General features: G+C 33.7%; 20 protein-coding genes and 1 pseudogene. 16 read left to right on the forward strand and 5 right to left on the reverse strand.

Annotated features, from left to right (window positions below; genetic code table 11):
- Positions 1–138: 138 nt before the first annotated feature.
- The 4 genes from nrdJ to relB all read left to right on the forward strand — a co-directional run bounded on the left by nrdJ (position 139) and on the right by relB (position 5535).
- The gene (gene nrdJ, locus LAB100_RS09750) at positions 139–2379 is read left to right on the forward strand and encodes a ribonucleoside-triphosphate reductase, adenosylcobalamin-dependent (RefSeq protein ID WP_119327338.1); all 2241 of its coding nucleotides are present in this window, start codon (positions 139–141) and stop codon (positions 2377–2379) included.
- A gap of 167 nt (positions 2380–2546) precedes the next feature.
- The gene (locus LAB100_RS09755; RefSeq protein WP_119327339.1) at positions 2547–2969 is read left to right on the forward strand and encodes a CopY/TcrY family copper transport repressor; all 423 of its coding nucleotides are present in this window, start codon (positions 2547–2549) and stop codon (positions 2967–2969) included.
- Complete coding sequence (locus tag LAB100_RS09760) at positions 2966–5020, forward strand: heavy metal translocating P-type ATPase (protein WP_119327340.1); 2055 nt, start codon at positions 2966–2968, stop codon at positions 5018–5020. Before LAB100_RS09755 ends, LAB100_RS09760 begins: the two co-directional genes overlap by 4 nt.
- A gap of 287 nt (positions 5021–5307) precedes the next feature.
- Positions 5308–5535: a type II toxin-antitoxin system RelB family antitoxin gene (gene relB / locus LAB100_RS09765; protein ID WP_119327341.1), complete on the forward strand. Its 228-nt coding sequence runs from the start codon at positions 5308–5310 to the stop codon at positions 5533–5535.
- A gap of 64 nt (positions 5536–5599) precedes the next feature.
- Here the strand turns inward: relB and LAB100_RS09770 are convergent, their stop codons facing one another.
- Positions 5600–6592, reverse strand: a complete 993-nt coding sequence (locus LAB100_RS09770) for a sensor histidine kinase (RefSeq protein WP_119327342.1) — start codon at positions 6590–6592, stop codon at positions 5600–5602.
- 11 nt (positions 6593–6603) lie between these two features.
- Positions 6604–7278, reverse strand: a complete 675-nt coding sequence (locus LAB100_RS09775) for a response regulator transcription factor (protein ID WP_119327343.1) — start codon at positions 7276–7278, stop codon at positions 6604–6606.
- A gap of 78 nt (positions 7279–7356) precedes the next feature.
- Here LAB100_RS09775 and LAB100_RS09780 point away from each other — a divergent pair, with 78 nt between their 5' ends.
- Positions 7357–8127 (forward strand): ABC transporter ATP-binding protein, encoded by a 771-nt coding sequence (locus tag LAB100_RS09780; protein ID WP_371851219.1) that lies wholly within the window; start codon positions 7357–7359, stop codon positions 8125–8127.
- A complete protein-coding gene (locus LAB100_RS09785; protein ID WP_119327345.1) occupies positions 8108–10108 on the forward strand; it encodes an ABC transporter permease in 2001 nt (666 codons plus the stop codon). Before LAB100_RS09780 ends, LAB100_RS09785 begins: the two co-directional genes overlap by 20 nt.
- Here LAB100_RS09785 and LAB100_RS09790 read toward each other — a convergent pair.
- On the reverse strand, positions 10098–10550 hold the full coding sequence (locus tag LAB100_RS09790; RefSeq protein WP_119327346.1) for a hypothetical protein: 453 nt from the start codon (positions 10548–10550) through the stop codon (positions 10098–10100). The genes LAB100_RS09785 and LAB100_RS09790 overlap by 11 nt on opposite strands.
- 44 nt (positions 10551–10594) lie before the next feature.
- Between LAB100_RS09790 and LAB100_RS09795 the strand changes: the two genes are divergently transcribed.
- The 5 genes and pseudogenes from LAB100_RS09795 to LAB100_RS11810 all read left to right on the forward strand — a co-directional run.
- A complete protein-coding gene (locus tag LAB100_RS09795; protein WP_119327347.1) occupies positions 10595–11320 on the forward strand; it encodes an MBL fold metallo-hydrolase in 726 nt (241 codons plus the stop codon).
- A gap of 258 nt (positions 11321–11578) precedes the next feature.
- Positions 11579–11977 (forward strand): transcriptional regulator SpxA, encoded by a 399-nt coding sequence (spxA, locus tag LAB100_RS09800; RefSeq protein WP_057892338.1) that lies wholly within the window; start codon positions 11579–11581, stop codon positions 11975–11977.
- 227 nt (positions 11978–12204) lie between these two features.
- Positions 12205–12879, forward strand: coding sequence for an adaptor protein MecA (locus tag LAB100_RS09805; RefSeq protein ID WP_119327348.1), 675 nt, complete (start codon positions 12205–12207; stop codon positions 12877–12879).
- Between the two features lie 177 nt (positions 12880–13056).
- Positions 13057–13341, forward strand: coding sequence for a hypothetical protein (locus LAB100_RS09810; RefSeq protein WP_119327349.1), 285 nt, complete (start codon positions 13057–13059; stop codon positions 13339–13341).
- A 44-nt stretch (positions 13342–13385) separates the two neighbouring features.
- Positions 13386–13946: pseudogene (locus LAB100_RS11810) on the forward strand (competence protein CoiA); the annotation flags it as partial.
- 359 nt (positions 13947–14305) lie between these two features.
- On the opposite strand, the gene LAB100_RS09820 reads toward LAB100_RS11810, so the two are convergent.
- Positions 14306–14953 (reverse strand): DsbA family protein, encoded by a 648-nt coding sequence (locus LAB100_RS09820; protein WP_119327351.1) that lies wholly within the window; start codon positions 14951–14953, stop codon positions 14306–14308.
- 202 nt (positions 14954–15155) lie between these two features.
- On the opposite strand from LAB100_RS09820, the gene yjbM reads away from it, so the two are divergent.
- The 4 genes from yjbM to mgtE are packed head-to-tail and all read left to right on the forward strand — an operon-like array spanning position 15156 to position 18894.
- Complete coding sequence (gene yjbM / locus LAB100_RS09825) at positions 15156–15809, forward strand: GTP diphosphokinase (protein WP_119327352.1); 654 nt, start codon at positions 15156–15158, stop codon at positions 15807–15809.
- Positions 15809–16621, forward strand: a complete 813-nt coding sequence (locus LAB100_RS09830; protein WP_119327353.1) for an NAD kinase — start codon at positions 15809–15811, stop codon at positions 16619–16621. The genes yjbM and LAB100_RS09830 overlap by 1 nt, the downstream gene beginning before the upstream one ends.
- Positions 16608–17528: an RluA family pseudouridine synthase gene (locus LAB100_RS09835; protein ID WP_119327354.1), complete on the forward strand. Its 921-nt coding sequence runs from the start codon at positions 16608–16610 to the stop codon at positions 17526–17528. The genes LAB100_RS09830 and LAB100_RS09835 overlap by 14 nt, the downstream gene beginning before the upstream one ends.
- Positions 17521–18894: a magnesium transporter gene (mgtE, locus tag LAB100_RS09840; protein ID WP_119327355.1), complete on the forward strand. Its 1374-nt coding sequence runs from the start codon at positions 17521–17523 to the stop codon at positions 18892–18894. The genes LAB100_RS09835 and mgtE overlap by 8 nt, the downstream gene beginning before the upstream one ends.
- A 91-nt stretch (positions 18895–18985) precedes the next feature.
- On the opposite strand, the gene LAB100_RS09845 is transcribed toward mgtE, so the two are convergent.
- Positions 18986–19513: a TetR/AcrR family transcriptional regulator gene (locus LAB100_RS09845; protein ID WP_119327356.1), complete on the reverse strand. Its 528-nt coding sequence runs from the start codon at positions 19511–19513 to the stop codon at positions 18986–18988.
- Positions 19514–19619: 106 nt separating this feature from the next.
- On the opposite strand from LAB100_RS09845, the gene LAB100_RS09850 reads away from it, so the two are divergent.
- Positions 19620–20729, forward strand: a complete 1110-nt coding sequence (locus LAB100_RS09850) for an alpha/beta fold hydrolase (protein WP_119327357.1) — start codon at positions 19620–19622, stop codon at positions 20727–20729.
- Positions 20730–20775: the final 46 nt, after the last annotated feature.

The following is a 20775-nucleotide window of genomic DNA, read 5'->3' on the forward strand; positions in this document are numbered from 1 at the left end:
ATTTTAAATTGCCGAAATAACAATACGCAAAGATGATTTCTAAATGTCAATAGAAATAGTTGCTCACTAGATGTTGTTATTAAAAAAGAATCAAGGTACTATATATTGTGTTATTTAAAAAATGTGGAGTGATTATTAATGGATGTTATTAATAAAATTATTTTGTCTGACGAATTTGTCGATGAAGTTAAGAAAACAATTAAACCCCACTGGGGTGAATTAGGCTGGGTCACATACAAACGAACTTATGCTCGTTACATTGATGAACTTGGTCGAACTGAAAACTGGTCTGAAACTGTCAAACGTGTGGTTGAAGGTAATATAAATCTTGATCCTCGTTTGAAGGACGACAATTTAACTGATGAACAATATGCCGGATTAGTTAAAGAAGCTCAGAATTTATATAAATTGGTCTATGGATTAGCTGCCACTCCTTCAGGACGTAATCTTTGGATCTCAGGGACTGAGTATCAACACCGTAATGGGGATGCTCTAAATAATTGCTGGTTTGTTGCCATCAGACCACAAAAGTATGGTGACAGTCATATTGTTCCTTCATATCTTCAAAAAGATCAATTAGCTGTTTCAATGCCATTTTCATTTATGTTTGATCAATTAATGAAGGGTGGCGGCGTTGGTTTTTCCGTTGTTCCTTCAAATATGAAATTGATGCCTAAAGTTGATAACAAAGTTAATTTGACTGTACTTATCGGTAAAGAAAGTGCTTCATATAAAGATTCTATCGCTGCTGGGGCAACTGATCGTGATGATTGGTTAGCTAAGAATGATATTTCAGCAACTCGTCATTATGAATTACCTGATACACGTGAGGGCTGGGTTATTGGTAATGCCAATATGATCGATGCTCATTTTAATGATACTAACGATGGTCTAAAAGACGTTGTCTTAGATATTACAGATATCCGTGCTAAGGGTGAAAAAATCAAAGGTTTCGGTGGAACTGCTTCAGGTCCTGTTCCTTTGATTGAAATGTTCTTTGATATCAACAATGTTTTGAACAATGCTATTGGCAGAAAGTTAACTTCGGTTGATTGTACTGATATGGGTAACTTGATTGGTAAAACTGTTGTAGCTGGTAATGTTCGTCGTTCTGCTGAGTTGGCACTTGGTGGCGCAACTGATGATGATTTCATCACTATGAAACAAGACCAAAAACAACTTTATCATCACCGCTGGGCTTCAAATAATAGTGTGGCAGTTGATTCTAAATTTAATAAGTATGCTCCAATTGCTGATTCAATCACTCATAATGGTGAACCTGGTATTGTTAACCTTGAATTGTCACGTAATTATGGACGTGTAATTGATGGCTATCAACCAGGAATTGACGATGGGGTAGAAGGAACTAACCCTTGTGGTGAAATTTCTCTAAGTAATGGTGAACCATGTAACTTATTTGAAATTTTTCCATTGATTGCAACTCAACAAGGTTGGAGTCTTGAAGAAGCTTTTGGTTTAGCTGCTCGTTATACAAAACGTGTTACATTCAGCAATTACGATTGGGAAGTTTCACGTAATGTTATTCAAAAGAATCGTCGTATCGGAGTCTCAATGTCCGGTATCCAAGATTGGATTCTGACAACCTTTGGTAATCGTGTTGTGACTGGTTTTGAACCTACCACAGATCCTGAAACAGGAGAAACTGTTCAAAAACCTATCTACGATCAACGCGTTGTTGAGAAATTCGATGACTTGTACAAGACAGTTGTTGAAGCTGACAAGGAGTACTCTAAAGCTCTAGGATGTAAGGCATCAATCAAGCATACAACGGTTAAACCATCAGGTACTGTTGCTAAATTGGCTGGTGTTTCTGAAGGTATGCATTTCCATTATGCAGGTTACTTAATTCAAAGAATCAGATTCCAAGATTCAGATCCATTGTTGCCAGCTCTAAAGGCTTGTGGATATAAGATTGAACCTGATGTCTATACAAAGCACACGATGTGCGTTGAATTTCCAGTTAAGGCTGCTAACGCTGACAATCCTAACTTTGCTTCTGCAGGTTCAGTTTCAATCGCTGAGCAATTTGCTACACAAGCATTTTTACAAACATATTGGTCAGATAATGCGGTCAGCTGTACTATTACATTCCAACCAAATGAAGCAGATCAAATTGCTCCATTAATGTATCAATACAGACATATTACGAAGTCAACTTCACTATTGCCATATAGTGGTGCTGATTTCAAACAAGCACCTAAAGAACCAATTGATAAGAAAGTTTATCAAGAACGTGAATCTGAAGTAGATGAGAATGTTGCTAAAGTATTCGCACAACAAAATGACAACCACGACAAGAAGGATATCGAATTAGTCGATCAATCTGACTGTGCCGGTGGTGCTTGTCCAATTAGATAAAATGGTAATGAAAAAGAATATCTTTTCAGTAGATGTCTATCTCTGAAAGGATATTCTTTTTGTTTCTAAATTTTGTAGAGTTAAAACTTTACATATTATGTTTACGGTTGTAAACTGTTCTTTGTTAAGAAGGATTACAGATGTAAACTTTGAGAGGAGAGGATGACATGAAAGAAGTAGAATCAATGAGTCGAGCTGAATGGCAAGTAATGAGGATCATTTGGACATTAGGTCAAACTACAAGTAAGGAAGTTATTGATATTCTTGAAAGAAAGACTGATTGGAAGGCTGCCACAATTAAAACTCTGATTGGTCGATTGCAAAAGAAAGGTTTTCTTGCTGCGGATGAAACTAAACGTCCATATGTTTACAAGCCATTGATTGCAGAGGATTCAGCAATTCATGAAAGTGTCACTGATCTATTCGATAATCTTTGCTGTATGCGTAAAGGTTATGCCATCAATGATTTAATCGAAAATTCAGAAATCTCGCAGAATGATATTGCCACAATTATTCAAACTCTAACTGAGAAGGCAAAGACGGCTCCTAAAGAAGTCGAATGCGATTGTTTGGAGGCGGATTTGAAATGAAAAATGAGAATATGAAAGATATGAATATGGATCATTCAAAAATGGATATGTCTGATGGCGATATGTCCAACAGTCATATGATGATGCACGGTGGTCATATGATGGATATGGGGGACTTGAGAAAGAAGTTTTGGATCTCACTTGTTTTAGCAATACCAGTTTTTATTCTTTCACCTTTCATGGGATTGAATCTACCATTTCAAGTTCAATTTCCTGGATCTGATTGGATAGTTTTAGTTTTAGCAACTTTTCTTTACTTTTATGGTGGTAAACCATTTATCACTGGAGCACGTGGAGAATTAGCTGAGAAAAAACCTGCGATGATGACTTTGATCACCATGGGTATCAGTGTTGCTTATATTTATAGTTTATATGCTTTTGTTGAGAATAATTTACTTCATTCCTCAACGCATATAATGGATTTCTTCTGGGAACTAGCTTCTTTGATCGTGATCATGCTTTTAGGTCATTGGATTGAAATGAAGTCTACCATGAGTGCCGGTAATGCTTTACAAAAGATTGCTTCACTTGTTCCTAACCAAGTTCATATGGTTCACGGTGATACCACAATGGATCATGATATTTCCATGGTAAAAGCTGGCGATATCGTTGAGATTCGTGCCGGAGAATCAGTTCCACTTGATGGTCATATTGTCAGTGGTGAAAGTTACGTCAATGAATCTTTAATTACTGGTGAATCAAAAGCAGTTAAAAAGCAATTGGATTCTAAAGTTGTCGGTGGTTCAATCAATGGTGAGGGTACGATTAGAATCAAAGTCGATAAATCAGCTGGTGAAGGTTATTTATCTCAAATCAGTAAGTTAGTTTCTGATGCTCAGAATAATCGCTCTAAGTCGCAAATGTTGGCTGACAAGGTTTCTAGTTGGTTGTTCTATGCCGCTTTGACAGTTGGAATTATTGCTTTTGTTTATTGGTTGATCTTTGGTGATATGAATACTGCCTTGAATCGTTTGGTGGCTGTTTTAGTTATTGCTTGTCCACATGCATTAGGACTTGCTATTCCTTTGGTAATGTCACGTAGTACTTCAATTGCGGCTACTAATGGTTTGATCGTTCGTGATAATCAGGCAATGGAGAATAGTCGTAAAATCGATTATGTAGCAATGGATAAAACTGGTACTTTAACTGAGGGTAAGTTTACAGTCAATGGTTTAAAGAGTGTTGATGGATCAATTGATGATAAGAACCTTTTGGCAATTATTGCTGGTATTGAGGGCGGTTCAAGTCATCCCATTGCAAGTAGTATTGTTTCTTATGCTAAAGATAAAAAAGTAGCACCAGTTGCTCTTGATGATATTCAGGCAATTAAGGGTTACGGTATGAGCGGAAGTTACGATAATCATAAATATTATTTAGTTAACATGAAGTATTTGAATGAAAAGAATATTTCATTAGATAAAAAATATGTTCAAACATATTTAGACGAAGGTAATACTATTAGTTATTTAGTAACTGATCAAAAAGTATTAGGATTCGTAGCTTTAGGTGATCGTATCAAGAAGAATACCATTGAGTTTATTAAAGAATTAAAGGCTAGAAATATTAAGCCAATCATGTTGACTGGTGATAATAAAGAAGCTGCTGCTATAATGGCTAAACAGATGGGGATTGATGAGTTTAGAGCTGAGCTGTTGCCTGAGGACAAACATCAGGTTATTAAACAGTTAGAATTAGACGGTCATCATGTTTTGATGGTTGGTGATGGTATTAATGATGCACCTAGTTTGGCAACTGCTACTATCGGTGTAGCTATTGGTGCCGGAACTGATGTTGCGATTGATTCAGCGGACGTTGTTTTATATAACAGCGATCCTAGTGACATCATTAAATTCTTAAAACTATCACATAATACTTATCGCAAGACGGTTGAAAATCTCTGGTGGGGTGCCGGTTACAATATTATCGCTATTCCATTAGCTGCCGGTATTCTAGCTGGAGTAGGGTTTGTACTTAGTCCAGCTGTCGGGGCAGTGGTCATGTCACTATCAACAGTTGTTGTAGCTTTGAATGCTTTAACTCTAAAAATGTAAAAGATTATCATCATTTATAAAAAATCCGATTTGGTAAAATACTGTATTTACAGTTAAGCCAAACGGATTTTTTTGTGGTCATGTAAAAGCCATATTTAATGGACGTTATCATTCAATAATGACTGCATACAAAAGTATTATGCCAAAATGGTATATTATTTTGAGATGATTCATAATCAAATGTTAGAATATTTTTTATACAATTTTGTTTTGTGAAAGTGTTTACAATTGAAAAAATGTGTTCGACATAATAGACTGTAGGTGATAATAAGGGTAGGTGACGAGAAATGGCTACAATCTCTCTCTATTTGGATGGCAAAGATGAAAAATTGATTAAAAATTATGCTAAATCCAAGAATATGAGTGTCTCAGACTTTCTTCGTTCGATTGCGGTCGAAAAAATCGAGGATGATATTGATAATCAACTATATGAAAAAGCAATTCGTGAATTTAAAGAAAACCCTCAAGATGTTTCGCTAGAAGCAATGAGAAAAGAGCTGAGTTTATATTGTTGAGTACTCGTAGTAACGATAAAGAATAAATACCCGTAAGCGATGAGCTTACGGGTATTTATTTGTTTTATTTATAATAAGGCAAATCTAAAAAAGTAATAATTGTTTCTGTACCGGAATTAGGATGGGATTTGACTTGAATAGTATGACCAAGCTTGTCAGCCATTTTTTTGACTAGATATAATCCCATACCAGTCGACTTGCTTCCGGAACGACGACCATTACTGCCGGTGAAGCCCTTGTTAAAAATACGACTGATATCTTGCTCAGTAATTCCGATACCATTATCTTTAATATGCAGTTCAATATTGTTATTTGTCGTGGTAGTAAAAATGTTAATTTTACCACCTTGATCGGTATATTTGAGACTGTTAGAAACGATCTGATTAATAATAAAACTTAACCATTTTTCGTCAGTAAGAACCTTTTTATCAGTAACGTCCAAATTAATGCCAATTCGTTTACTGATAAAAAGTCTTTTATTAGTTCGGATACAAGATTTGACGATATCGTTTAAATCTTGCTCTTGAATCAAGTAATCATTCGAAAAGTTATTTAAGCGGGCAAAATATAAAGCTTGATCGACCAAGTAATCAATTTGATCTAATTCTTCAGCAATTAATTTTTTGTCCAGTTCATCATCTTGTGATAATTTTAAGGCCGCTAGAGGAACCTTAATATCGTGAACCCAAGATTCAGTATATTCGCGTTGATCTTTTTGATTTTGATATAACTCAGTCAATTCGTTACGATACTCTAATGAAATATTGTTGATTTTATTTTGAATAAATCTTTGCTCGTTATTGCGTGCTCCAAATAATTCTTTAGATAAATCTTCCTGGTAACTTTCTAATTGTTTGTACCAAGTACGTTTATGCAAATAGGAGATGCTTAAATTAGCAACTAAAAAAACCATTGCCAAGACCCAAGTGTAGATCAATGTACCCATGTGAAAATTGACTCTTGGATCTAAGAAGAGTACTAATTCAACGAAAGTCATCCCCACTAAAACAATAAGAATGGAATAAATATGGTCACGTAAATATTTAAAGAATGTCATCTTTTACCTCGTTAGGGAATAATGTATCCTTGTCCAACTTTAGTTACAATATAATCTTTAAGACCATACTTTTCTATTTTGCTGCGGAGACGATTGATGTTAACGGTCAAAGTATTATCATCAACGAATCGTTCATCATCCCACATGAAATTTAGTAATTGTTCACGAGTAACGATTTTACCTTGATCTTTGAGTAAACGTTGTAATAATTTGTATTCATTTTTGGAAAGATCGATTTTGTTATCATCAATTTCAACGTTTCCACTAGAAAGATTCAACTTTAAACCATTATGTTCAATTGTGTCACTAGTATTTTTAGTGAAATCATAAGTTCGACGTAGGAGTGCATTGATTTTAGCAATCAAAATATCAACGGAAAATGGTTTTTCTACAAAATCATCTGCACCCATATTCATAGACATGATTTGGTCCATGTTGGAATTACGAGATGAAATAATGATAATCGGAATTTTAGAGATTTTTCTAATCTCTTGGTTCCAGTAATAACCGTCATAAACCGGCAGATTGATATCAAGTAAAACTAAGTCAGGTTGATATTCGTTGAACTGTTCAATAATATTATTGAAGTCTTTGGTAATATAAGAACTCATTTGCCACTTTTTAAGATTTTCACTGATCAGTTGGGAGATAGAAGGATCGTCCTCAATAATCATAATTTTAGCCATGATAAATTTTCCTCCGTGCTAGAATAAAGACACTATATAGTATGATAACAATAATTAATTAAATATGGAGAAATTACTGTGCAAATTGCTGTAAAGAATATTTCAAAAGATTTTGGTAAGAAACGTAACGCCGTCCATGCCATTAAAGATATCAGTTTAGAAGTAGACCATGGGGAATTCTTAGGCATCATGGGACCTTCTGGTGCGGGAAAGACAACACTCTTAAATATGATATCGACTAATCAACGTCCTGATCATGGACAAATTATTATTGATGGTTTAGATCTGACACAATTTCATGACCGAGATCAGGCTAAATATCGTCGAAATAAGATGGGCTTTATTTACCAAAGCTTTGAATTATTAGATTCACTAAATGTTAAGGAAAATGTCATTTTACCATTAGCCTTAAATCGTTCCAATAAAAAATTGATTGAAGAACGTTTTAATCATATGATGCAACTTTTGAACATTGAAAAGTTATCAGATCGGTCGGTTGATGAGCTATCTTTGGGGCAACGTCAAATTGTAGCCGCTGCTAGAGCGTTGATCAATAATCCTGAAATTCTGTTTGCAGATGAGCCAACTGGAAGTTTGGATTCTAAGTCAGCTACGATTTTGTTGAATTATATGCAATTGATCAATCAAAAGGAAAAAACAACGATCATTATGGCAACTCATGATGCGTTCACAGCTAGCTATTGCAGTCGAGTTGTTTTTATCAAAGATGGTGTAGTTTTTTCAGAAGTTGTTAATCCGGGTAATCGTGATAAGTTTTTTGAACAAATAATTAACATGCAACGAACTATTGGAGGAGGAGATTACTTCAATGTATCGCAAAATTATTAAACGTAGTTTGTCCAATATGCGAGATAGCTATTTAATTTATATTTTAGCTTGTAGTTTTGCTATTGGAGTTTATGGAATTCTTTTATCAATGGGGGACAATCCCTCTTTACATTTTGCTTTAAGATTTTGGGGATCATTTATTAATGACACTACCATGATTATGAGTAGTATTTTTGCTTTTTGTGCTTTCATCTACATGATTTATGTCGGTGGTTTTTTCATCAAACAACAGAGAAATGAATTTTTAACTTTTGAAAAGTTGGGAATGCAACGCTGGGTTATTGTGGCAATTAGTTTTTTTCAAACTATTATTGTTCAAGCAATTGCTTGGGTTATTGGCATAACGTTGATGCTGATTTTTCAAAAATTTATGGGAATGTTGTTATTTTATTTAATGCGAGTTCGATTTAACTTTGAAATGCATATTAGTCTGAGCAGTATCTGGCTTTTAATTAGAGTGTTTTTTATTTCCACATTGATTTTAAGTATTATCAATGCCATTAAGACAATTAGAATCTTACAAAAGAAAAAAAGAAGACCCTTAATCAAAACACGATGGTGGTTACGTATCCCGGCAGGACTTTTTGGAATTATTTTGTTGCTAACAGCGCAAGTTTGTACTTTATATTTGTTCAAGGATATGCATACTATCAGTTATTCCGCAAAACCTTTAACGGAAATAATGTACATTATGGGGGCTGATATTTTTGGAACCTACTTGGTCTATTTTGGATTCTTACCATCAATTTTAAATATAATGCAAAGAATCCATTCAGTCGCATATTCAGGAGTAAATATCTTTTCTTTTAAATATATGAAAGAAAGATTGTTTCAAAACATTTCGATTCTTTGGTTTGTAACAGAATTATCTGCAATGGCTTTAGCATTATTGACGTTTTGCTATTTTGGTTATCAAGCGGTTCATCAGAACTATAATAGTGCCTATCCATTTGAATTAGCAGCTAATAAGAATACGGTCAAGGTTATTCGTGAAGAACTTAAAAAGAATGATGCCAAGGTCAAAGGCAGCTATCGAACTGATGTCAAAATTAATTTAGTTTCTTATTATAGTAAGGCTGAACAATCATATAACCGTCAACCGATGACTTTTATGTCTTATTCTGACTATATGTCATTACCCAAGAGAATGCGTAAAGGTAATAGTAAAATTAATTCGCATCAATTTTTGAAAATAGGTTTTAGTTCTTCAGTTATGTATAACAATCATGAAAAAGAACATGATATTCAAGTTAAAGACGCACCAATGATTCCAACTGCTAAATTAGGGTATTCGTTTCCTTATGGAAGTTCGATGCATTTTGGACCGATGATGATTGTTCCTAATAAGTATTATGAGAAAATGCCGGCCGAAGTTAAGGATACTTTTTACGGTTGGGATTTCAAAAAGGGCGATCGTTTAAGTCATGCACAAATGCAAAAATTAAATAGTTATCGGGATGCTTATTATATGAAGGTCAATTTCAAGTCGACGTTGGCTAAATCCAGTATTGAAGTCATGAAAAAAGAACCCAACAAGTATGAGGCGGCAACCTATACTCAAGCTGGATTCCTACGTCAGGGCGGGGTGAAGAAACGTTTCAAGCAAGGTGGGGGATTTTACCTCTTTATTGTAGCGTTGTTCAGCGTGGCCCTATTAATTGCCTTAGGCAGTGTTTTGACTTTGAGAATACTATTACGCGATGACTATCAATCAAGACAATTACGGACTTTACAAAAGATTGGAGTAGAAGAAAGTGAGATCAAGGGAATTATCCGACGTGAAAATACATTGACTTTCTTGATACCGATAATTTTTGCTTTAATTCAATCATTTGTGGCAATTGCAATGTTTGATTTTGGCCGCCATATTTCTAAAAATATTATTTTAATTTATGGTGGTTATATTGTACTTTATGGTTTGTTCGGGTTGATTAGTTTTCAAGTGTCTTGGCGTGGCGTCAAGCAGAAATTTAATCTATAAGCGAATAAGCTTTGGAGAAGAAACCGAAGTCCTCTTCAGTCGTACCTTGAATTTGTTTTTGGATCTCTTCTTGTAGCATTTTTTGCCAAGCTTTGATTTGACTTGTTTCAGTGAAGGTTCTAATAATTAAATATTCTCGTGGACTTTCCCTTTTTTGAAGGACAGCGGTTGATGTAGAATTAAAGGAGTATTGATGGGGTCCAAATAATTTATCTTCAAATAACTTGGCTTGATCGGCATTTAGTTTTAAATAAGTCAAAGAATATAAATTTTTTGATGGGTCGTAAACCCCACTAATACTACGATATTGTGCAAATGTTGATAAATTTTTTATTAAAAGATGGTCTGCGTTAGCATGAAATAAGGGTTTTAATAAAGTATCAGCAGAAGTTAGCTGACTCTTTAAAAAATTATATGTGCCTAGCTTTAATGTTATGTTCATAATTATTGAAATCCTTTCAACTTAAATTTTTTTGGAGGTTTTCTATGTTAGTTACAGTTTTAGGTTTTTATGGCGGTTATCCCCACAATGGGATAGGTACATCCGGTTATCTTTTACAAGATGACGACAAGAATTTGTTGATTGATTGTGGTAGTGGCGTTTTGAATGCACTATCTAATTACATGAAACCAACCGACTTGGATGCAGTAGTCCTATCTCACTATCACCATGATCATACAGCAGATGTTGGTGTTTTGCAGTACGAATGGCTTGCTGCTAAAAAAGAAAATCTACTACCTATTTATGGTCATACTCAGGATTTTGTCAACTATGCGCAATTATCAGTTGAAAATGCTACTAAAGGAATTGCTTATAACGATTACGAACCTACACAAATTGGTAATCTTAAGTTTGAATTTCTTAGAACGGTACATCCCGTTCCAGCGTATGCCATGCGTATCACTGATAAGGAAGGTAAAGTATTAGTTTATACAGCTGATACTACATACTTCGATGGCTTAGTCGATTTTTCCAAAGATGCTGATCTATTGATTGCTGACACTAATTTTCCTGAAGACGTTACTGGTCGCAAAGCTCATCTTAATACAAAAGAGGCCGGGACGTTAGCTAAAGAAGCTAATGTAAAGCGTTTAATGATTAGTCACTTACCTCAGACGGTAGATGCAGAGATTATGTTAAAGCAATCACAAAAATATGCTGAAGATATTCCGGTTGTTAATGCATTCCAAGGATTAGAAATCAATATCTAGGTTTGGTAATAGAATGATTAGTTTACATTGAAAGTAACATAAATTATAACTAATGAAATAAATAAACTAATATTTATGTAATTTGTGAACATTTTACATAGGTGGCTATTTAACGGGTACATGTTTTCACAATTTAACAATTTAAGAACAAACATTCGTAATTTTTTATTGAAAAACTATAGATTTTATAAATATATTAAGTTACAATGTTATTGTGTTTAAAGAGTTTGATACTACACAGGAAAGGAGAGATTATATATGGTAACCATTTATACATCTCCAAGTTGCACTTCATGTCGTAAAGCCAAGGCTTGGCTTGAACAACATGACATTCCTTACAAAGAAAGAAACATTTACTCAGAACCTTTAAATAAGCAAGAAATCAAACAAGTACTTCAAATGACTGAAAACGGGACAGAAGAAATCATTTCTACTCGTTCAAAAGCATTCCAAAACCTTAAGGTTGATCTTGACGATTTAACAATTGATCAATTGTTGGATTTGGTTCAAACAAATCCTGGTTTGTTGAAGCGTCCAATCATCATGGATGACAAACGTCTCCAAGTTGGTTTCAATGAAGACGAAATTAGAAGATTCTTGCCAAGAAGTGTCAGAACTATGGAACTTCAAAAGGCTCAATTAATGGCTGGACTTTAAAAATTATCCGATCACTTTCTTTTAGAGAGTGGTCTTTTTTTTGTCTTCAAGTACATTTTCTTGTTGTAAAAGACGATGTACTTGAGAAATATAATATCTAAGTCATTATTTTTGACTAGTATAACGACGTTTAGTATATTGTTTGAATGACTAGAATTATCGGTATATGATAGTTGAAATAGTTTTTCAGACTGTTAAAATGTAGATACAGAATTGAGGTGACTATGATGGAAATGGATCGACTTAATGAGAATACAATCAGAGTCATTCTTAGTACAGAAGATTTACAAGAGCGTGGGGTTACTGTTTTAGACTTGCTTGGTAATAAGAAGCAAATTGAATCGTTCTTTTATAGTATTTTGGATGAAGTTGATAAGGATCATGTTTTTACGAATAATGAACCTGTTACTTTCCAAATAATGCCAAACAAGTCAGGTTTGGAATTATTAATTAGCAAGAGTGATGATTCTGAGGGTACAGGTTCATTGCCATTAAATGGGCTACAGAATTCAGTTGCTGATAACAATGGTAATGATTTGGATGATGAGAAAGTTGGAACTGAAGAATATGACAGTGATACTGCTCCATATTTGAATGACCCAGATACACCTACAAAAACAATTATTGTTGAATTTAAGGACTTTGAAGATTACGTCCAATTGGCTAATTTACTCCACTTAGAAAGTGGAATTTCCAATCTCTGGGAGTATGAAAATAAGTATTATTTACAATTAATTCTTTTCACAGATGAGATGCATGAAATGACTTATAGTGATGTTTTGGCATTACTTAGTGAATATAGTTTCAAGACTAAAGTCACAGCTGCAGTTTTATCAGAATATGGTAAGCAAGTTATGTCTAAGACTGCTTTAGAGTTAACAAGATATTACTTTGGCAAATAAAAATAGTGAGATAGAGTATTATTTGATTCTCATATAATAAGGAATCCTCATGTAGTGACCATTTTTGATGGTTGTCACATGAGGATTTTTTATGCTTTAAAAAAGACCGTTGACGAAGAACGCTTATGAATAGCATAATTTTAATGTAAGCGAATACATAAAGTGGAGGAGAGAAATATGGAGAACAAGGTAAAAGTTATTGAAGTAATGGAAAAGTTTGCTAATGAATTAAAAAAGTACCATCCCAATTTTGAAACCACAAAATATGTTCAAGAAACTTTATTGGAATTAAAAAAGAGTGAGGGAGTTGCCTTTACCGGAAAGTTACAATATTTTTTTAATCGTGTGCTAGTAGTTAAATTATCTGACGGAATCAAGTTTAATGAAAGTGAAAAACGTTATTGGAAAGAGTTATCCTCTTTTGTTGAATTGGGAAATAATCTCTGGGGAGCGAGTTTATAATTGAAATAATTTTTATTGCGTAATTTGGGTATGAGGTGATGAAGATGTATGCTGCGTTAGATAAAAATGGCGTCCTAATTTATGCACAGAATGCTCAAAAAAATAAAAGTTATTATTGTTGTCGGTGTAGTAGTTTGGTCAAATTAGTAGCGACTGATTCGAGAAATTATTTCAGGCATATTAATAAAACTGATAATTCAATCAATGAACGCCAGATTCATGTCCAAGGGAAAAGTATGCTGTTAGATCTTTTAGAAAAATTTAAACTAAAAAGTTTAGAATCAGAAGTTTATTTATCAAAAATACAACAACGTCCTGATATTTTGATAAATCATCAGACTGCAATTGAATATCAATGTGCCAAAATTAATCTAGAAACTTTTCAACAACGGGTTGAAGGTTATAGAAGGATAGGTATGGAAAGTTTTTGGATCTTAGGTGGAAGTTACTTAACTAAAAAAATTCAGCGTGAACATTTAAAATTTTTGAACTTTAATTGTGATTGGGGATTCTACTTATTGATGTTAGATTCAATCCAAAAAAGGTTAATCCTTTTTCATCATATAAAATTTTTAGGTCCGTTTAATCGAATTTTTGCGGAAAAAATAATTTTTTCAAAAGATAATTTTTTAAATTTATTTACATTTAGCCCCAAGCATAATCCAGTGGGTAGTCAGCAGATAAATGGTCAAATGTTAAAAAAATTGCGTCAAAAGAATGATCATAAATCTCAACAATTCAAACTAGAATTTTATTTACGAAATCAATTAACAGTTGAGGAGTATTTAGAAAATAGGGTGTTTTATCCTCAAAAACCAATTTATATTCATCCCGCCTGGCAAATGGCTTGTGGACAGTCTAAAACATTATTAGTACAGCCATTATTAAATTATAAGAAACCAAAAGAGCCTCCACAGTTGTGGAAGCTCTTTTTACTTATGCTATTGTTTGCAGACTATCAACGTTATCTTCTGAATTTATCCAAACTGATAACAGTACTAGAATTGACATATTTTTCTGTACGAGGAAGTTCACGTTCTAACATTGCATTAATGCTATTACTAATGTCTTCTTGGGAAGATGAATCACCGAAGTCAGTAATCATAACGCCAGGTTTAGATTCATTTTCACAATCGAAGACAACAGCTGTAGGAGCTTTATAAATGTTCATTTCCATTGATAACTGTTGATCACGTTTCAATCCTTGTACGACGCATTGACTGTCTTTATCAGCCATGATTGATTTATAATCGAGCCCACTATTGTTAATTGCACATTTGATAGTGGTATCATCAAAGGGATTGTTTAAAACATTTACTTGTTCTTGAAGATTCATCAAAAAGTTACGGGCCTTTTTGTTGCCTTGACATGAAGCAGCCTTGTATAATTTAGCAGCTTCAACGACTTCTTGTGATGCGTTGTTACGTTCCTCAATATCAGTAATTTTGAAACCTTTTAATTGCATATAATCATTAATTGTAGCCATATTATAATTTGTTACGAAATGATATTGTGTTTCAATGTCATGTTTTCTAGTGAAATCGATGATTGCTTGTTCCACATGTAAACAATACGAACATAAGGGATTAATATATAAGAATACTTCCCACATTGTGTTTCCCTCCATCTCTATTGCATAGTCATTCTACCAACAAATTATAAAAAGGTAAAATTATAAACTCATGATGATGATAGTTGGCATTGTTTCCTTGAATTATTAAGGACGGAATCATAACAAGATATAACTTAATATTCGGAATTAAGTGAATCTTTCATGAATATACGATATATTAAATAAGTAAAGCGAGGTTATTATGTCAGAAATTAAATGGAATGAATTTTTGATACCATATTCACAAGCAGTTGATGAACTAAAAATTAAGTTTAGAAATTTACGAAAAGAATTTTTGGAAAAAAATGAACACTCTCCGATTGAATTTGTGACCGGTCGTGTTAAAACAGTCGATAGTATCAAAGAAAAGATGCGTCGACGTTTTATCAGTCGTGAATTATTGGAACAAGATATGCAAGATATTGCTGGTATTAGAATTCAATGTCAGTTTGTGGAAGATATTTATGATGTAGCTAAGTTGTTACATATTCGTGAGGATATGCGTGTTATTGAGGAACGTGATTATATCGCTAACAGTAAGCCTAGTGGTTATCGTTCTTATCATGTAGTGATTGAATACCCGATTCAAACTTCCAGTGGTCAAAAAAATATTTTGGCTGAAATTCAGATCAGAACTTTGGCAATGAACTTTTGGTCAACGATTGAACATTCGCTTAATTATAAATATAAGGGCGATTTTCCAGAAGAAATAAATGAACGTTTGAAACGTGCTGCTGAAGCCTCTTTTATGTTGGATGAGGAAATGTCTAAGATACGAGAAGAGATACAAGATGCTCAGCAATATTTTACTGATCGAAAACGCGATTTAAATAACCCTACGGAGCACAATAAATAATGAAATTATGGATTAATAATAATAGTAAAGAAAAGTCAGTACGTGCTGCTAATAAATTACGTGGCAAATTATTAGATGCTGGTTTGATTCTGGATCGCCGTGATCCGCAATTAGTTATCAGTGTTGGTGGAGATGGAACTCTTTTGAGTACTTTTCACGCCTATGCAGCTCATTTGGATAAAGTTAAATTTTTAGCTCTTCACACTGGGCATTTGGGATTTTATTCTGACTGGACCGATACAGAAATTGATGATCTAGCCAAACGTATTATTGATTGTAAAGATAATATTCCTTCCACAAGTTATCCACTTTTAGATGTAATGGTCGAAAATAAAGAAGGTTCGTTGTTCCATGGGATTGCTATTAATGAAGCTGTGGTTAGAAGACTGTCTTCTTTGACAATGAAAGCACGAGTTGATTTGGATAAAGAATTTTTTGAAAGTTTTCGTGGGGATGGTTTGTGTTTCTCTACACCAACAGGGTCAACAGCCTATTCCAAATCAGTCGGTGGGGCATTGATTCATCCTAAGATCAGTGTCTTTCAGATGATTGAGATTGCTTCGATCAATAACCGAGTTTATCGAACAATTTCTTCACCAATAATTATTCCACACAATCAACAAGTTGATCTTTATCCACAGACGGCTGATGATTACGTGGTTAGTTGTGACGGTATTACAACTAAATTAAAGAATGTTCGTAAAATAACTATTAAGTTAAATTATCAAAGAGCCCAATTTGCTCAATATCGTCATCGTCACTTCTGGACTAGAGTAGAAACAGCTTTCTTAGGTCAAGATGAACAAAAATAATCGTTTTTTAAAGTTCACAATTGGTGATGAAGATAAAAAAATTATCCGTAAATTTTTAGTTCAGCATAAGTTTTCCTCTAGTCAGCTGCATAATCTAAAAAATAAGGGCGGATTGATTTTTGTTAATCATAAACAACGTCATTTTAATTTTAAAATGAAAAATGGCGATCAGATTTTGATAATTTTGAATTCGGAAGAACCCTCAGATTTGATTATTCCGATGCCAGGTAAGATCGATGTTGTTTATGAGGATAGTTACTTATTAGTTGTGAATAAACCACCTAGGATAGCAAGTTTACCTGCAAAGGCTAAAGATAGTCAGACTATGGCAAATTTGGTCAAGTCTTATTTGATCGATAAAAAAGAAAATAGTTCCATTCATTTAGTAACACGATTAGATCGTAATACTTCAGGATTAATGGTGTTTGCTAAAACTTCCTATTCACATTCATTGTTGGATCAAATACTACATACAGAAGACTTTCAGAAGTTTTATTTAGCCATGGTTTATGGTCAAGTAATACCTGAATCAGGTTTAATAGATTTGCCGATTGGTATTGATCCAAAGGCTTTTTACATGCGAAATATTGATTATGATACAGGTAAGGAATCTAAAACACTTTATGAGACAGTGGAAAAGTATTCTAATGCTAGTCTGTTAAAACTAAAGTTATTAACAGGAAGAACACATCAGATTCGGGTGCACTTGACGGCCATTGGTCATCCGATAATTGGCGATGATATGTATAGTGGTAAAGTTGATCGAAGAATGTCACGTCAGGCTTTGCACTGTTATCAATTGAACATCGTTCATCCAGTTACGAAGCAACTGCTAAAATTAAAAGCACCATTACCAGAAGATATGGTAATGTTAAATAGTGTGCTAAGGGGTGAGAAGAATGGATGAAAATGAAAAAAGACTCCAAGATAAATTTTCACAATTAAAAGATTATCTTGATAGTGGTGATAAAAAGAGATTCCGAAAAACCTATTTGGATATGCATTTTTATGACCAGAGTACTTTTTACCTCACGTTGAATAAGACTGAGAGATTAACACTGTATTCAATTTTGGAACCGGATGAAATGGGCGATATGTTTGATACGATCGAGGATGATAACCCATTGATTCCCGAGCTTTTGAAAGAAATGGATCTAGATTATGCTTCAAAAATGTTAAATGACATGTACGATGATAATGCCGCTGATGTTTTGGAACATTTAGATAAAGTTGATGTTGATCGTTTTCTAGAGCAAATGCCTAAGAATGATGCTAATAATCTTCGCGGATTATTGCATTATGATACGGAAACTGCCGGTGGTATTATGACGACCGACTATGTTGAATTCCATGAGGAACAGACCGCTGCTGAGGCAATTAAAGCTCTAAAACAGTTTGCTAAAACTGCGGAAACAATTTATTACATTTATATTTTGGATCATCATGATGATTTGGTTGGAGTAATGTCGTTACGTGATCTGATTTTACTTGATGATAACGATACTTTAAGTGAAAAAATGAATAGCGATATTATAACGGTCAATGTAGATGCCGAACAGGCTGAAGTTGCTCAAGTCTTTAGAGATTACGAGTTCTTAGCTGTACCAGTTGTTGATCATTCTAATAAACTAGTTGGTATCGTTACAGTTGATGATGTTATTGAAGTTATTGATGACGAAGCTCAACAAGATTACTCTGGTTTGGCCGGTGTTAGTATGGACGAATCTAATAACGATGGTCCATTCAAAGCGGCTTCAAAACGTCTACCTTGGTTGATAACACTGCTGTTGTTGAGTATGATTACCGCTACACTTATCAATCATTTTGAAGGATTGTTAGCTGAAGCAAGTATCTTAGCTGTTTTTATTTCAACCATTACTGGTACTGCCGGTAACGCGGGTACTCAAAGTTTGGCTGTGGCAGTTAGGCGTTTGGCGGTTGAAGAAATTAATCGCCATGAATTCTTGAAACTGATTGGCAAGGAACTGATTACAGGGTTTGTTACCGGATTGGTAACAGGAGTGGCAGTTTGCTTGTTAGTTGGAATTTGGAAGCATAATTTTGTTTTGGGAATGGTAATAGGCTTGGCAATGTGTGCTGCTATTACAGTTGCTAATTTGGCTGGTAGTTTCATTCCAATGTTGATGTCTAGCTTTGGTTTTGACCCAGCAGTTGCCAGTGGACCATTTATCTCTACTTTGAGTGATTTAACCAGTGTACTGATTTATTTCAGCATTGCCGGAATGTTTATGCAATATTTCGTATCAGTATGAAATGAACAGATTAATAAAGTAAAAGCAGTATCTATCAAGAGATCATGATATAAAATATATCGGTTCTCTTGATAGATACTGCTTTTATTTTTTATTCTAGAATGTTTTCTTGTATTTGGGCAATTGTTTTCAAGTCATCAGCTGATATTTCATTTTTGATAAGCATTTTTAAAATTGAAGCAGCATTTATCGCATATAATTTACCGACGATACTTGGTTTATTAGGATATCGTTGATTAAAACTTTGCTGGAAAATATATTCTAGTTTGCCTAAAAAATAATTGGCAATTTCAGCTGATTTTAATAGATTCAAAATAGAATTTCTTCTGGGCTGTAGAAATTCTTGAGAAATGAGATGCATTATATCTATGAAGTCAGTAGATTTGCTTACTTTTAATCGATTATTTAAATATTTCGAGAATTCATTTATGTATTCTTCAACTAACGTTTGAACTAATTCATCTTTGCCGTTGTAATAAACATAAAAGGTCGAGCGACTACAGAGGGCTTGTTGGCATATCATTTCAACAGAAATATCTGAATAGTTTTTGGATGCTAGTAAGATTGATAAAGAATTTCTAAGATTAAATTTAGTTTTGACGATTCTTTTATCGGTCATATTAGTGGACACTTTCTAACTGATTGTACGATATCGTGCAATCGTATTTTTTTGTACTTCAGAATAAATCTATTACTTAGTAATATCTGATCTGGAGGAAAATTTCATGAAGAAAATAACAGGTAATGAACAATTAGACTTTCAAATCAATCGTTTTACAATGAACTTTAAGGATGATAAAAGAGTACAACAAGATATTCAAGATATGTCGTATAAGATAAAAAGTGTAGAGGATTGGAATAAATGGTGGTCAAAAAAGGCTTTGGAATATGAACAATTAGGGGAATTTGAAATAGCAGCGAACTATTATAAAGCCGCTATGTTTTATTTAATTGCTTCTTCACAGAGGCAAAAGCTATATCAGAGTTTCATTCGTTGTTTTTATCAATATTATGATGATTTTGATTATGAACGTGGAGAAGTTCCGTATGAGAATGGTTTTCTACCCACCTTGTATTTGAAAAATAAGAATGCCACTAAGACTTTATTAGTTATTGGTGGATTTGATAGCTATTTGGAAGAAGTCGCAACGTTTTTTAAGTATATGAGAGGGACTAATTATAATATGTTGATTTTTGATGGTCCAGGTCAGGGAAATACTAGCTATCAAGGACTAAAGTTTGTTCCTAATTTTGAAAAACCAGTTGGAGCTATTTTAGATTACTATAATTTAGAAAATGTTGCAGCAATCGGTCTTTCTTGGGGTGGATATTTAGTAATGAGGGCTGCTGCTTTTGAGAAGAGAATAACCAAAGTTATCGCAATGGATATTTTTTATTCACCGATGGATACAGTAAAAATGAACGTTGGTTTAATGAGATATGGTATCTTAAATATTTTATTAAAATATAATCAGATTAAATTGGTAAATAACTTATTCGATAAATTAGCTAAAGAAAATATTGATCTTACTTGGAAGTTAACAAATGGTTATCAATTAACAGAAGAGAAGACACCGTTTGATTTGATCAAAAATCTTAAGCGACATAATGTTAAAAATATTTTGCCATTAGTTAATCAAGATTGTCTATTATTGGCTGGAAGAGAAGATATTTATGTACCGGTAAGTCGCTTGAAGACTATCAAAAAGGGCCTTATTAGTTCATCGAGAATCGAAAGTAAGATATTTGATTCAACAACAGGTGGTGAAAAGCATTGTCAAATTGGTCATATGGATTTAGCATTTGAAAGAATAATTAACTTTTTGGACAAATAAAAAGGCTAGTATAAGCAAACGACAAATTACTCGTTGATTATACTAG

Origin of the sequence: Companilactobacillus musae (assembly GCF_003967595.1) — a bacterium.
In the GTDB taxonomy this organism is placed as follows: Bacteria; Bacillota; Bacilli; order Lactobacillales; family Lactobacillaceae; genus Companilactobacillus; species Companilactobacillus musae.